Genomic DNA, 12,330 nt, shown 5'->3' with positions numbered 1-12,330 from the left:
CCGAGGAGTGCACCGATGACCACGATTCTCGATCCCACCGGCGAACGCGAGCCGGTCGCCCGGCAGCGCGTCGAGCGCCCGGAGTCCCTGGACGGCCTCGTCGTCGGCCTGCTGGACATCTCCAAGCCCCGCGGCAACGTCTTCCTCGATCGGATGGAGGAGCGCCTCACCGACCTCGGGGTCGACGTGCGCCGCTACGCGAAGCCGACGTTCACCAAGCCGGCCCCGGCCGACCTGCGCTACGAGATCGCCACGCAGTGCCGCGTCGTGATCGAGGCGCTCGCCGATTGAGGCAGCTGCACGTCGTGCAGTGTGCATGACATCAGCGACTTCGAGATGCGCGGCATCCCCGGCGTGTTCGTGGCGTCCGAGGTGTTCGTCGAGGCGGCGAAGACCCAGGCGGCGTCCCTCGGGTTCGACGACGTGGCGCGGGTGTTCACCCCGCACCCCATCCAGGACCGCACCGACGACGAGATGCGCGAGTACGCCGACAAGGTGTTCGACGCGGTGATCGCGGAGGTCACCGCACAGCGCTGAGGACGGCGTCCGGCGCGACCGATACGACGAAGCGGGCTTTGCCGCCCAAAGCGGGGTTCATTCCCCGCTTCGGGCGACAAAGCCCGCTTTCGTTCTCCGCGTCGCTAGTGGCCGTGCCCGTGGCCGTGGCCGTGCCCGTGGCCCTGGCCGTCGTCCTCGGGCTCCGGCGCGTCGAACACCGAGCTCTGCGTGGTCAGCAGCATCGCGGCGACCGACGCGGCGTTGGAGACCGCCGCCTTGGAGACCTTGACCGGGTCGATGACGCCGTCGGCGACCAGGTCGGAGTACTCGTGGCTGACCGCGTTGTAGCCCTGCTTCACATCGCCGTTGCGGACGTGCTCGACGACGACCGAGCCCTCGAGGCCGGCGTTGCGGGCGATCCAGTACAGTGGCGCGCTCAGCGCGGTGCGCACCAGCTGGACGCCGGTCCGCGCGTCGCCCTCGAGCCCGAGGCCGTCCTGCAGCGCCGCCGCCGCGTGCACGAACGCGGCACCGCCACCGAGGACGACGCCCTCCTCGACGGCCGCGCGGGTCGCCGCGATGGCGTCCTCGATGCGGTGCTTCTTCTCCTTCATCTCGACCTCGGTCGCGGCACCGACCTTGATGACCGCGACGCCGCCGGCGAGCTTGGCGAGGCGCTCCTGGAGCTTCTCGCGGTCCCAGTCGCTGTCGGTCTCGTCGATCTCGCGGCGCAGCTGCGTCACGCGACCGGCCACCGCCTCCGGGCCACCGGCGCCGTCGACGAGCGTGGTGGTCTCCTTGTCCACGACGACGCGGCGCACCTGGCCCAGCAGCGACAGGTCGGCGGTCTTGAGGTCGAGGCCGACCTCCGGCGCGATGACCTGGCCGCCGGTGACCGTGGCGAGGTCCTCCATGAACGCCTTGCGGCGGTCGCCGAAGAACGGCGACTTCACGGCGACGACCTGGAAGGTCTTGCGGATCGCGTTGACCACGAGGGTGGACAGCGCCTCCCCGTCGACGTCCTCGGCGATGATCACCAGCGGCTTGCCGGACTGCGCCACCTGCTCCAGCAGCGGCAGCAGGTCGGCGATCGTGGAGATCTTGCCCTGGTGCAGCAGCACGTAGGCGTCGTCGAACGCCGCTTCCATCGACTCGGTGTCGTTGACGAAGTACGCCGAGATGTAGCCCTTGTCGAACTGCATGCCCTCGGTCAGCTCGAGGGCGGTCTCCATGCCGGAGCCCTCCTCGACGGTGATCACGCCGTCCGTGCCGATCTTGTCCATCGCCTCCGCGATGAGCTCGCCGACCGACTCGTTCTGCGCCGAGATCGTGGCGACGTGCGCGATCGAGCTCGAGCCCTCGACCGGGATCGCCATCTCGTCGAGCCGCGCGGAGACGGCGTCGACGGCCTGCGCGATGCCGAGCTTGAGCTCCATCGGGTTGGCGCCCGCGGCCACGTTGCGCAGGCCCTCCTTGACCATCGCCTGGGCGAGGACGGTCGCGGTCGTGGTGCCGTCGCCGGCCACGTCATTGGTCTTGACGGCCACCGACTTCACGAGCTGCGCGCCCATGTTCTCCTCGGTGTCGTCGAGGTCGATCTCGCGGGCGATGGTGACGCCGTCGTTGGTGATGGTCGGTGCGCCGAACTTCTTGTCGAGCACCACGTTGCGCCCGGCCGGGCCGAGCGTGACGCGCACGGCGTCGGCGAGCGCGTTGACTCCGCGCTCGAGCGCGCGACGCGCGTCGTCGTCGAAGGTAACGATCTTTGCCATGTAGCTGGTCTCCTCTGGTGGCGGTTCGCGCCGGTCAAAGCGAACCGCCCCGCACCCCAGTGGGGAGCGGGGCGGCGCTCACATCGAACAGGTGCCGAGAACTACTTCTCGACGACGGCCAGCAGATCGCGGGCCGACAGGACGAGGTACTCCTCGCCTGCGTACTTCACCTCGGTGCCGCCGTACTTCGAGTAGATGACGACGTCGCCCTCGGCGACGTCCATCGGTACGCGGTTGCCCTTGTCATCGATCCGGCCTGGACCGACAGCGACGACGGTGCCCTCCTGGGGCTTCTCCTTGGCCGTGTCCGGGATGACCAGGCCCGAAGCGGTCGTGGTCTCCGCCTCGTTAGCCTGGACGACGACGCGGTCCTCGAGCGGCTTGATGGCCACCTTTGCCATGAATTGACCTCCCCCTCTGGGGTTTGTTGGCTAGTAGTTGCTCACTGGTGCTGCTCGCACTGCCGTCGCGGGGGTCAGCGCAAGATGCAATTAGCACTCTAACGCCCCGAGTGCTAATGCCGCCACTCAGGGGCCGTTCGCTCGAGGAGAACCCCGTGCCACCCGACGTACTCGCCGCGCTGTGCGCCCCCGACGCGCTCGCCGCCATCGCGGACGCCGCCCGCGAGCTGGCTGCCGGGCGCGACGAGCTGCGCGTGCTGAGCGCGCTGCGGCGCGCGCACCCGCCCGAGGTCGCGGCCGCGATCCTCACCCAGGCCCGGCTGCGCGGCAAGGCGGTGGCCAAGCTCGGGCCCCGGGCGGCCGGGATGCTGCTGTTGGAGGACTCGCTGCAGCAGGCCAGCCGGCCCGCGGTGGCGCGGCTGCGCGCCGCGCGCCTGCGCGCGCACGGCGTCACGCACCTCACCGACGCCGGCGCCGGCATCGGCGCCGACACGATCGAGTACGCCGCCGCCGGGCTGCGGGTGACCGCGATCGAGCGTGACCCGGTGGTCGCGGCCCTGCTGCGGCACAACGTGCGCGGCCTGGACGTCACGGTGGTCGAGGGGGACGCGCTCGAGCACCTGCCGGCCACCGGCGCGGTGTACTTCGACCCGGCCCGCCGGGCGGGGGGACGGCGGATCTTCGACCCGGAGGCATGCGCGCCGCCGCTGTCGGCGCTGGTCGCGGCCCACGAGCACGGGCTGGCCGTCGTGGCCAAGATGTCGCCCAGCCTCGACCTCGCGCAGGTCCCCGCCGGCTGGGACGCCGACTGGGTCTCCGCGCAGACCGAGCAGGGCCGCTCGGTCGTGGAGGCGGCGCTGTGGTCCCCGCCGCTCGGCTCCGGCGTCCGGTCCGCCCGGGTGCTGCGGCAGGACGACGTCGCGACCCTCCGCGGGCCGATGCCGCGGGCCGGGACCCCGGCCGGGGCCCCCGGGCCGCAGCCTCCCGCAGCGGCCCCGCTCGGCCGCTACGTCTACGAGCCGGACGGCGCGGTCAACCAGGCCGAGCTCGCCGACGTCCTGGCCGCCGACCTCGACGCGGTGCGGATCGAGCCGCGGATCGCCTACCTCACCGGCGATCGAGCGGTCGACACGCCCCTGGCCCACCGGTACGAGGTGATCGAGCGGCTGCCGTGGTCCAAGCGCGCGGTCGCGCGGCTGCTGTCGTCGTACGACGCGTCGGACCTCGTGGTGAAGAAGCGCGGCGTGCGCGTCGACCCGACCGCGCTGCGCAAGGAGCTGCTGCCGCGGCTGCGCACGCGCCACGGCGACCCGCTGGTGCTCATCCTGCTGCCGTACGCCGGGGCCGAGCTCGCGGTGCTGGCCCGCGGCTGAGCCGGCCGGCTCAGAGCTGGATGCGGTCCACCGGCAGGTAGCTGGTCGCCGAGAAGTCCAGCTCGGAGGGCGTCGCGCCGCGCTCGGCGAGCCGGACGCCGAGGGCGGCCACCATCGCGCCGTTGTCGGTGCACAGCCCGGCGCGCGGGACCCGCAGGCCGATGCCGGCGGCGTCGCAGCGCTGCTGCGCCATCGCGCGGAGCCGGGAGTTCGCGGCGACGCCGCCGCCGATCTGCAGGTGCTCGACGCCGCGCTCCACGCACGCCCTGATCGTCTTGCGGGTGAGGACGTCGACGACGGCCTCCTGGAAGGACGCCGCGACGTCGGCCACCGGGATCGGCTCGCCGGCGCGCTGCTTGGCCTCGACCCACCGCGCGACCGCGGTCTTCAGCCCGGAGAAGGAGAAGTCCAGCGGCGCGTCGCCGGGCCCGGTCAGCCCGCGCGGGAAGGCGATGGCGTCGGCGTCGCCCTCGACGGCCAGCCGGTCGATGACCGGGCCGCCGGGGAAGCCCAGCTGCAGCAGCCGCGCGACCTTGTCGAAGGCCTCCCCCGCCGCGTCGTCGATCGTGGCGCCGAGCGGCGTGATCGAGGAGGTGATGTCGTCGACCTGCAGGATCGACGAGTGGCCGCCGGAGACCAGCAGCGCCATCGTCGGCTCGGGCAGCGGGCCGTGCTCGACGATGTCGACGGCGACGTGCGCGGCCAGGTGGTTGACCGCGAACAGCGGCTTGCCGGTGGCGAGCGCGTACGCCTTCGCCGCCGCGGTCCCCACCAGCAGCGCGCCGGCCAGCCCCGGGCCGCCGGTCACGGCGATCGCGTCGATGTCGCGCAGCGTGACGCCCGCGGTGCGCAGCGCCCGGCGCACTGTCGGGATCATCGCCTCGAGGTGCGCGCGGGAGGCCACCTCGGGGACGACCCCGCCGAAGCGGGCGTGCTGCTCGACGCTCGAGGCGATCTCGTTGGCCAGCAGCCGCTCGCCGCGCACGATGCCGATCCCGGTCTCGTCGCAGGACGTCTCGAAGCCGAGAACCAGCGGCGCGTCACCGCCGTGCGTCACCAGCTCAGCCACGGATCATCACCGCCGCGTCGACGTCCTCGGGCTGGTAGTACCGCTTGCGCACGCCCACGGTGCTGAACCCCTCGCTCTCGTACAGCGCGATCGCCGCGCCGTTGTCCACCCGCACCTCGAGGATCACCCGGGCGACGCCGCTGTGGTCGGCCTCCTGCAGGAGCGCCCGCAGCAGCCGCCGTCCGACGCCGCGGCGCTGGTGGTCACCGCCGGTCCCGATCGTCATCACGTGCGCCTCGTCGCCGAACGTCGCCAGCCCCGCGTAGCCGATGATCTCGGCGCCCTCCGCGGCGACGACGTACCAGCGGGTCTCCCGCTCGGCGAGCTCGTCGGCCAGCGTCTGCTCGTTCCACGCCTGCGCCCCGAACAGCTCGTGCTCCAGCGCGACGACGGCGGGCAGGTCGGCGGTCGTCATCGGGCGCAGCTCGATCCCGGTCATCGGCCGGTGGGGCCGACGACGTCGAGCGGCGGCCGCTCGCGCGGCTCGGCGGCGTCCGGGCGGCGGATGTAGATCGGCTGGAGGACGCTCGACGCGCCGCCGAGCAGCCCCTCGCGGGCGGCCACCGCCACCAGGCTCTCCGGCGTCGGGAACCCTTCCTCGGCCGCGCCCAGCGAGCCCAGCCGGTCAAGGTACCTCTCCGCGCCGGCGTGCACGACCCGCTCGACCCCCGCGGCCGCGGAGACCACGTCCTCCGGTACGGCGACCGACGGCTCGCCGGCGCGGACGCCGTCGTGGTACGTCGCGAAGTACAGCTCCTTGCGGCGCGCGTCGGTCACCACCAGCACCCGGCCGGACGGCGGCGCCATGGCGTCGAGGGTGCACACGCCCCACACCGGCACGCCGAGGGCGTCACCGAGCGCCGCGGCGGTCACGATGCCGACCCGCAGGCCGGTGAACGGGCCCGGGCCCAGGCCGACCACGACGCCGTCGAGGTCGCCCAGCGCGATGCCCGCCCGCTCGGCGACCTGGCGCACCGCGGGGGTCAGCACCTCCGCGTGCGACGTCGCCGCCTCGTGCGAGACCGCCGCGAGCGTGCGCGCCGGCCCCGCGGACGTCTCGACGACGCCCGTGACGATGCGCGGCGTCGCGGTGTCGATGGCCAGCAGCCTCATGAGCGTGCCTCTCTGCCGATGACGCCGGCCCACCGCGGCCCGGCGGCGCGCAGGTGGACGACGCGCTGCTCGCCGTCGGCGCTCTCGCGGTCGATGTCGACCACGAGGTACCCGTCGTCGGCGAGCACCTCGGCGAGGCCCTCGCCCCACTCGACGAGGGTGACCGCCTCGTGCACCTCGGCGTCCAGGTCCAGGTCGTCGAGCTCGTCGATGCCGCCCAGCCGGTAGGCGTCGACGTGGATCACCGGGACCCGGCCCCGATGCTCGCGGGCGATCACGAAGGTCGGCGACGTCAGCCGCTCGGCCACGCCGAGCGCGGCGCCGACGCCCTGCGCGAAGGTGGTCTTGCCGGCCCCGAGCGGACCGCGCAGGATGACCAGATCGCCGGCCCGCAGCTGCTCGGCGACGCGGGCGGCGAGGTCCTGCAGCTCGGCGGGGGTGGCCGCGACGACGCGGGCGGGCAGCTCGCTCACGCCTTGGCCTTCTTGCGGGCGGGCTTCGCCGCGCGCCGGAGGAACGCCAGCAACTGGTCGTTGCACAGCTGCGGGTACTCCAGCATCGCGAGGTGGCCGGCGCCGGGCACCACGTAGAACCGGGCCGCCGGCAGCTCGCGGGCGATCAGCTCGCTGTGCTCGATCGGCGTCACGCGGTCCTCGTCGCCGCAGACGATCAACGTCTCCGCCTTGGAGATGGCCGCGAGCGCCTGCACCTTGTCGTGGCCGGCGAGCGTCGGGTAGAAGTCGGCGACGACGTCGAGTGGGGTCGCGCCGATCATCCGATCGACGTAGTCGGCGACGGACACCGGCGCGCCCTTTTCGCCGAAGGAGAACTTGCGGATCAGCAGCCAGGAGGTGTCGGAGGTCAGCCGGCGGCCGCGCTCGATCGAGCGCGGCGCGAGGTGCGCGGTGCGCACCAGGGCGGGCAGGGTGCGCTGGACGACGGTCGTGGGCAGGCCGGCGCGGACGGCGGAGATCAGGTTGCCGGCCGAGGTCGACATGAGCGCGACCCCGACGATCTGCGCGCCGAAGCGCTCCGGACGCCGGTCCGCCAGGCCCATGATGGCCATGCCACCCATCGAGTGGCCCACGAGGACCGTCTTCTGGTCGTCGTCGGTCGCCGCCTGCAGCACCTGCTCGAGGTCGGCGCCGAGCTGGTCGATCGTGCAGTACTCCGGCTCGGAGTGCCCCGAGCGGCCGTGCGAGCGGTGGTCGAAGAACACCATCCGCACCGCCGGATCGGCCGCCTCGGCCAGCGCGCGCCGCTGGAAGTGGAAGCTGCCCATCTCCAGCGCGTTGCCGTGCGCGAACAGCACGGTCAGCGGGGCGTCGAGCGGGCCGACCTCCTCGACGTACAGCGGGGTCCCGTCGGTGGCGGTGACCGTGTAGTGCCGGTCGCTGGGCAGCGCGCCGAACGGCTCGTCGGCGTACTCGTCCGGCGCGCCGTGCAGCCGGTTGACCGTCACCCGCTCGGCGACGACGCGGGCGGTGTTCAGCAGCGCCGTGGCGCCCGCGATGCTGCCGGCCGCGATGGCCAGCGTGCGGCTCAGCCGGGCCATCAGGCCCTCCCGCGGAGGTCGTCGTGGTGACGGCGCACGAACCGGCCGCCGACCCGCGCGACGATCTCGTAGTGGATGGTGTCCGCGGCGTCCGCCCACTCCTGCGCGGTCGGCTCGCCGTACGCCGCGTCGCCCCACAGGACGACCTCGTCGCCGGCGGCCACCGGCGCGTCGCCGACGTCCACCACGAACTGGTCCATGCACACGCGCCCCGCGATGCGGTAGCGGCGGCCCCCGATGGCCACCGGCGCCTTGTTGCTCGCGGCGCGCGGGATCCCGTCGGCGTACCCGACCGGGACGACGGCGAGCCGGGTGGGCGCGTTCGTGGTGTACGTCAGGCCGTAGGAGACGCCGGTGCCGGCCGGCACGTCCTTGGCCATCAGCACGCGGGCGCTCGCCCGCATGGCCGGACGCAGCCCGTAGGCGGCCGGGTCGCCGCCCATGGGGTCCAGCCCGTAGACCGCGACCCCGGGGCGCACCACGTCGCACCAGGCGTCGGGGTCGGTCAGCGTGGCGGCCGAGTTGGCGATGTGCAGCGCGAAGCCGTCCAGGCCGGCGGCGCGGGCGACGTCCGCGGCGGCGCGCAGGTTGACCACCTGCCGGCGGACGGTCGGATGCCCGGGCGCGTCGGCGAACGCGAAGTGGCTCCAGATGCCGGCCACGGAGAGCCGGCCGTCGGCCGCGAGGCCCGCGGCCCGCTCGACCAGCGCCGGCCAGTCGTCCGCCGTGCATCCGGCGCGGCCCAGCCCGGTGTCGATCTTCAGGTGCACCGCCGCGCCGGCGCCGGCGGCCGCGACGGCCTCCAGGGCCTCGAGCGAGGACAGGCCGAGGGCGACCCCCGCGCCGATCGCCCAGCCGAAGTCGGCGCCCGGCGCGTGCAGCCACGACAGCAGCGGCGCGTCGACGCCGGCCTCCCGCAACGCGCGCGCCTCACCCAGCGTGGTGACGCCGAGCGAATCGGCGCCGCCGGCCAGCGCGGCGCGCGCCGCCTCGACGAGGCCGTGCCCGTAGCCGTCGGCCTTGACCACGGCCATCAGCGGGCGGTCGACGCGTGCCCGAAGGGTGCGCACGTTGTCGGTGATGGCCGACAGGTCGACGTCCAGCACGGCCATGCCGGGGCTCAGCGGAATGTCGGTCACTTGTCCAGTCTGCCGCAACCGGCGCGGCGGCGCCCGGAGCACACGCTCGTGACCGATTGCACACTGGGCAGTTTTGCACAATGGGCAAGATTGTTCGTACCCTGGACGCATGACCGCGAACCCCGCCCTCCCCGACGGGCAGAGCACCGGGCTGCGCGAGGCACAGAAGGCGCAGCGCCGCACCGCGATCTCCCGGGCCGCCGTGCGGCTCGCCGCCGAGCGCGGCTACCACCAGGTCACCGTGGCGGACATCGCCGCTGAGGCCGGGGTCTCGCGACGCACGATCTCCAACTACTTCCCGTCGAAGGCCGACTGCTTCGTGCTCGACGAGGAGGACCAGCTGCTCGACCACCTCGCCGCCGAGCTGGCCAACGGCGACCTCGGCGGTACCCGCGAGCGGCTGGCCGCGGCCTTCCGCAGCATGCCGGACTCGTTCTGGGCGGACTGCCTCACGCTCTACGAGCTGCAGCTCGACGAACCCGAGATCGCCGCCGTCACCGCGCGCAACGAGCGGCTCAAGTGCCGGCGGATCGTCGCGGAGATCATCGAGCTCTCCGACGGCCGCATCGACCGGCTGCGGATGGCCGCCACGGTAACCGCCGTCGCGAGCTGCCTGAACGCGGCGATGGAGCACTGGCTGCAGTCCGACGGGCGCGGCGGGGTCCGCGCGCTCGCCGGTCACGTCGCCGACTCGCTGAGCATCCTCGACCTGTCCTGGCTCGACCCGCACCTGGGCCTGCTGCACAAGCTGCGCGCCGACCCCTCCTGACTCTCGCTCTCGTCCTCGAAAGGACCCTCGTGGCTACCCTCCTGTATCGCATCGGGCACTTCAGCGTGCGCAACCGCAAGGCGGTGATCGCCGGCTGGCTGCTCGTGCTGGTCGCGATCGGCGCGTCGGCGGCGCTGCTGAAGGGCACCTTCAGCTCGCAGTTCTCGATCCCGGGCCTGCAGTCGCAGACCGCGCTCGAGAAGCTCACCGAGAAGATCCCCGCCGCCGGCGGGACGACCGGGCGCATCGTGCTCGAGGCCAAGGACGGCACGCTGTCCTCCCCCGAGAACCAGCAGGCCATCACCGAGATCACCAGCGCGGTCGGCGGGCTCGAGAAGGTGGCGTCGGTGACGCCGCCGCTGCCGGGCGGCAGCATCTCCCCGACCGACCCGGCGATCGGCTACATCAGCATCGTCTTCCGGGGCGAGATGTCGGAGATCCCCGCGCACACGCTGCAGCGGATCGCACAGGTCGCCGACGAGCACGACAGCGCCGCCCTGCGGGTGGAGGTCGGTGGCGCAGCCGCGAAGCAGGTGCCCTCGATCGGCTCCACCGAAGGCATCGGCGTGGCGATCGCGATCGTCGTCCTGCTGATCACCTTCGGGTCGGTGGTCGCGGCCGGCCTGCCGGTGCTGACCGCGCTGATCGGCCTGGGCATCGGCATCTCCGGCATCCTGCTCGCCTCCGGGTTCACGACGATGTCGGACACCGCCCCGATCCTGGCCCTCATGCTCGGCCTGGCGGTCGGCATCGACTACGCGCTGTTCATCGTCTCGAAGCACCGCGACCAGCTGCGCCGCGGGATCGGCGTCGAGGAGTCGATCGCCCGGGCCAACGGCACCGCCGGCACCGCCGTCGTGTTCGCCGGCCTCACCGTGGTGATCGCGCTCGCCGCGCTCACCGTCGTCGGCGTCCCGTTCCTGGGAGTGATGGGCCTCGGCTCGGCGTTCACCGTCGCGATCGCGGTGCTCGTCGCGATCACCCTGCTCCCGGCGCTGCTCGGGGCCGCGGGGTACCGCGCGCTGCCGAAGAAGCTGCGCGCGGCCGCGCAGGCGCACGACGGCGCGCCGATCCCGGTGGACGAGCACCACACGCCGAACCGCTGGATCCGGTTCATCGACCGGCGTCCCCTGCTCGCCCTGATCGGCGGCGTCATCGTCCTGGCGATCGTGGCCATCCCGGCGGCGCAGCTGCGTCTGGGGCTGCCGACCGACGGCACGGCGGCGCCCGACACCAGCAAGCGCCAGGCCTACGACCTCGTCGTCAAGGGATTCGGGGACGGCGCGAACAACCCGCTGATCATGCTCGTCGAGCCCGACCAGCCGGTGCAGCTCGATCCCCAGACCTCGGCCGGTGTCGAGGCCAAGGTCCAGCAGCAGCTGCAGCAGCAGGCCGCGGCCAACCCCGAGCTGGCGAAGTACGCCTCCCCCGAGCTGCTGCAGATGGCCGTCGCGCAGGCGAAGGCCGGCATCGTGATGCAGCCGTACGTCGACGCGATCGCGAAGCTGGACAATGTGGCCAGCGCGCGTGCGGTCGCCGGTACCGACGACGGGACCTTCTACGTGCTGCAGGTGGTGCCCAAGACCGGCGCCGCGGACGTGGCCACCGAGAGCCTGGTGCACGACCTGCGCGACGCGGGCGCCGCGCTGGGCGCGAAGAACGGCGCGACGACCGAGGTGACCGGGTTGAACGTGGTGGCGATGGACATCTCCCAGAAGCTGCTCAACGCGCTGCCGGTCTATCTGGCGATCGTGGTCGGCCTGGCGCTGGTGCTGCTGCTGTTCGTGTTCCGCTCGATCGTCGTGCCGCTGAAGGCGGTGCTGGGCTTCCTGCTGTCGATCGCCGCCTCGTTCGGGGCCGTCGTCGCCGTCTACCAGCTCGGCTGGCTGCAGGGGCTGTTCGGCGTCGAGACGCCGGCACCGATCATCAGCTTCCTGCCGGTGCTGCTGATCGGCATCCTGTTCGGGCTGTCGATGGACTACGAGATGTTCCTGGTGAGCGGCATGCGGGAGGCGCACGCGCACGGCGCCCCCGCCCGGCGCGCGGTGACCTCCGGCTACATGGCGGGCTCGCGCGTCGTCACGGCGGCGGCGATCATCATGATCTCGGTGTTCGCCGGGTTCATCCTGGCGCCCGACGCGATCATCGCCTCGGTCGGCTTCGCGCTGGCCGCCGGCGTGCTGTTCGACGCCTTCGTCGTGCGGATGACCATCGTGCCCGCGGTGATGCGGCTGCTGGGCGAGCGCGCCTGGTACCTGCCCCGGTGGCTGGACCGGCTCATCCCGCACGCCGACGTCGAGGGCACGAAGCTGCTGGAGAGGCTCGAGGCCGCCGAGCGCCGCGAGCAGGACGACGCCCGCGACCCGCTCACCGTCTGAGGCACCGGACGGCGGGCGCTCAGCCGCGCGCGACGACCAGCCACAGCGCGGCCGCGAACACCACCGTCGGCACCGCGATCGTCGCGACGAACGCGAGCCCGAACCGGCGGCCGCCGGCGACGAAGGCGAGCACCGCCTTCACCACGAGGTTGGAGCCGAGCGCCGCCCCGATCGACGCGAGGGCCACGTCCGTCGTGCTGGCGCTCGTCACGGTCGCGCTCATGGGTCTGGTCGACCGGTTGGGCGTGGGCGCGGTGGGAACG

Annotated in this window: 13 protein-coding genes; 4 read left to right on the top strand and 9 right to left on the bottom strand. The window is 73.2% G+C overall.

Features of this window, described 5'->3' with window-relative positions:
• Positions 1 to 15: 15 nt before the first annotated feature.
• On the top strand, positions 16 to 537 hold the full coding sequence (locus F8A92_RS19290; protein ID WP_273701362.1) for a UGSC family (seleno)protein: 522 nt from the start codon (positions 16 to 18) through the stop codon (positions 535 to 537).
• Between the two features lie 104 nt (positions 538 to 641).
• Here F8A92_RS19290 and groL read toward each other — a convergent pair whose 3' ends face one another.
• Positions 642 to 2,270, bottom strand: coding sequence for a chaperonin GroEL (groL, locus tag F8A92_RS11830; protein ID WP_153505368.1), 1,629 nt, complete (start codon positions 2,268 to 2,270; stop codon positions 642 to 644).
• 101 nt (positions 2,271 to 2,371) lie between these two features.
• Positions 2,372 to 2,671 (bottom strand): co-chaperone GroES, encoded by a 300-nt coding sequence (groES, locus tag F8A92_RS11825; protein ID WP_153505367.1) that lies wholly within the window; start codon positions 2,669 to 2,671, stop codon positions 2,372 to 2,374.
• A 155-nt stretch (positions 2,672 to 2,826) separates the two neighbouring features.
• Here groES and F8A92_RS19215 point away from each other — a divergent pair, with 155 nt between their 5' ends.
• Positions 2,827 to 4,044, top strand: a complete 1,218-nt coding sequence (locus F8A92_RS19215) for a class I SAM-dependent methyltransferase (RefSeq protein WP_153505366.1) — start codon at positions 2,827 to 2,829, stop codon at positions 4,042 to 4,044.
• Between the two features lie 10 nt (positions 4,045 to 4,054).
• Here F8A92_RS19215 and tsaD read toward each other — a convergent pair whose 3' ends face one another.
• Genes tsaD through alr form a run of 6 tightly spaced genes read right to left on the bottom strand, consistent with a single transcriptional unit; the run spans position 4,055 to position 8,920 of the window.
• Positions 4,055 to 5,113: a tRNA (adenosine(37)-N6)-threonylcarbamoyltransferase complex transferase subunit TsaD gene (tsaD, locus tag F8A92_RS11815; protein ID WP_228389398.1), complete on the bottom strand. Its 1,059-nt coding sequence runs from the start codon at positions 5,111 to 5,113 to the stop codon at positions 4,055 to 4,057.
• Positions 5,106 to 5,552, bottom strand: a complete 447-nt coding sequence (gene rimI / locus F8A92_RS11810) for a ribosomal protein S18-alanine N-acetyltransferase (protein WP_153505365.1) — start codon at positions 5,550 to 5,552, stop codon at positions 5,106 to 5,108. Before rimI ends, tsaD begins: the two co-directional genes overlap by 8 nt.
• Positions 5,549 to 6,226, bottom strand: coding sequence for a tRNA (adenosine(37)-N6)-threonylcarbamoyltransferase complex dimerization subunit type 1 TsaB (gene tsaB / locus F8A92_RS11805; RefSeq protein ID WP_153505364.1), 678 nt, complete (start codon positions 6,224 to 6,226; stop codon positions 5,549 to 5,551). Before tsaB ends, rimI begins: the two co-directional genes overlap by 4 nt.
• On the bottom strand, positions 6,223 to 6,699 hold the full coding sequence (tsaE, locus tag F8A92_RS11800; RefSeq protein WP_153505363.1) for a tRNA (adenosine(37)-N6)-threonylcarbamoyltransferase complex ATPase subunit type 1 TsaE: 477 nt from the start codon (positions 6,697 to 6,699) through the stop codon (positions 6,223 to 6,225). Before tsaE ends, tsaB begins: the two co-directional genes overlap by 4 nt.
• On the bottom strand, positions 6,696 to 7,781 hold the full coding sequence (locus F8A92_RS11795; protein ID WP_153505362.1) for an alpha/beta fold hydrolase: 1,086 nt from the start codon (positions 7,779 to 7,781) through the stop codon (positions 6,696 to 6,698). Before F8A92_RS11795 ends, tsaE begins: the two co-directional genes overlap by 4 nt.
• Complete coding sequence (alr, locus tag F8A92_RS11790; RefSeq protein WP_228389397.1) at positions 7,781 to 8,920, bottom strand: alanine racemase; 1,140 nt, start codon at positions 8,918 to 8,920, stop codon at positions 7,781 to 7,783. The genes F8A92_RS11795 and alr overlap by 1 nt, the downstream gene beginning before the upstream one ends.
• Positions 8,921 to 9,029: 109 nt before the next feature.
• Between alr and F8A92_RS11785 the strand changes: the two genes are divergently transcribed.
• The gene (locus F8A92_RS11785) at positions 9,030 to 9,689 is read left to right on the top strand and encodes a TetR/AcrR family transcriptional regulator (RefSeq protein WP_153505361.1); all 660 of its coding nucleotides are present in this window, start codon (positions 9,030 to 9,032) and stop codon (positions 9,687 to 9,689) included.
• Between the two features lie 29 nt (positions 9,690 to 9,718).
• Positions 9,719 to 12,067: an MMPL family transporter gene (locus tag F8A92_RS19060; protein WP_228389396.1), complete on the top strand. Its 2,349-nt coding sequence runs from the start codon at positions 9,719 to 9,721 to the stop codon at positions 12,065 to 12,067.
• A 19-nt stretch (positions 12,068 to 12,086) separates the two neighbouring features.
• Here F8A92_RS19060 and F8A92_RS11775 read toward each other — a convergent pair.
• The coding region (locus tag F8A92_RS11775; protein WP_228389395.1) for a hypothetical protein at positions 12,087 to 12,330 on the bottom strand (244 nt) is incomplete at its 5' end.

Origin of the sequence: Cumulibacter manganitolerans (assembly GCF_009602465.1) — a bacterium.
Taxonomy (GTDB): Bacteria; Actinomycetota; Actinomycetes; order Mycobacteriales; family Antricoccaceae; genus Cumulibacter; species Cumulibacter manganitolerans.
This window is presented reverse-complemented; position numbering and strand designations above follow the sequence as displayed.

Bases quoted from the DNA above. Each gene is read 5' to 3' on its own strand.
- rimI (WP_153505365.1), bottom strand. From the start codon at position 5,552: ATGACCGGGATCGAGCTGCGCCCGATGACGACCGCCGACCTGCCCGCC.
- F8A92_RS11795 (WP_153505362.1), bottom strand. From the start codon at position 7,781: ATGGCCCGGCTGAGCCGCACGCTGGCCATCGCGGCCGGCAGCATCGCG.
- tsaB (WP_153505364.1), bottom strand. From the start codon at position 6,226: ATGAGGCTGCTGGCCATCGACACCGCGACGCCGCGCATCGTCACGGGC.
- groL (WP_153505368.1), bottom strand. From the start codon at position 2,270: ATGGCAAAGATCGTTACCTTCGACGACGACGCGCGTCGCGCGCTCGAG.
- groES (WP_153505367.1), bottom strand. From the start codon at position 2,671: ATGGCAAAGGTGGCCATCAAGCCGCTCGAGGACCGCGTCGTCGTCCAG.
- F8A92_RS11785 (WP_153505361.1), top strand. From the start codon at position 9,030: ATGACCGCGAACCCCGCCCTCCCCGACGGGCAGAGCACCGGGCTGCGC.